Raw genomic sequence first — 503 nt, forward strand, 5'->3', positions numbered from 1 at the left:
AAATATTAGTGTGGGAACAGTTAAGGCGAGGCTTCATCGAGCAAAATTTTTATTGAGAAAGATGTATGCGAAGCAAGGTAGTGATTAGCTGGATATTTATTTAGTTTTTATAATGCTGTTTATATTAATTAGTAATAGGTTATAAAGGGTTTTAAAAAATAAATGACAATACTTATTTTGACATAATTCGATACCCATTATATAGTAAGATATTTATAAATTTACATATTGAGATAAAGGCAAACTAGTTGAAAGGCTAGGACGCAAAGCTACAGGTCTAAGGTCAAGTGGCTATGGCAGCTGAGCCCCCTGAATATCTGGAGGTAATTTTTATGGACAGTAAAGGACAATTAGTAGCACAAGAACTAAATCAAGAATGGGTCAAACTTATAAAGGAAGCTAGAGAATTGGGATTAACCATTGAGGAAATTAAGAAGTTCTTAGAAAGCAAATAGATACTTTAACCATAAACAACATTAATTATAATTAATGTTGTTTATGGT

At 31.0% G+C, this 503-nt stretch carries 1 protein-coding gene and 1 riboswitch; the gene reads left to right on the forward strand.

Annotated elements, in window-relative coordinates:
- The first annotated feature begins 228 nt into the window (after positions 1-228).
- Positions 229-313, forward strand: a riboswitch (cyclic di-GMP riboswitch).
- Between the two features lie 19 nt (positions 314-332).
- Positions 333-455: an anti-repressor SinI family protein gene (locus AC1DRF_RS32175; RefSeq protein WP_080967615.1), complete on the forward strand. Its 123-nt coding sequence runs from the start codon at positions 333-335 to the stop codon at positions 453-455.
- Positions 456-503 lie beyond the last annotated feature (48 nt).

The sequence above is a fragment of the Priestia sp. P5_B4 genome (assembly GCF_056400385.1).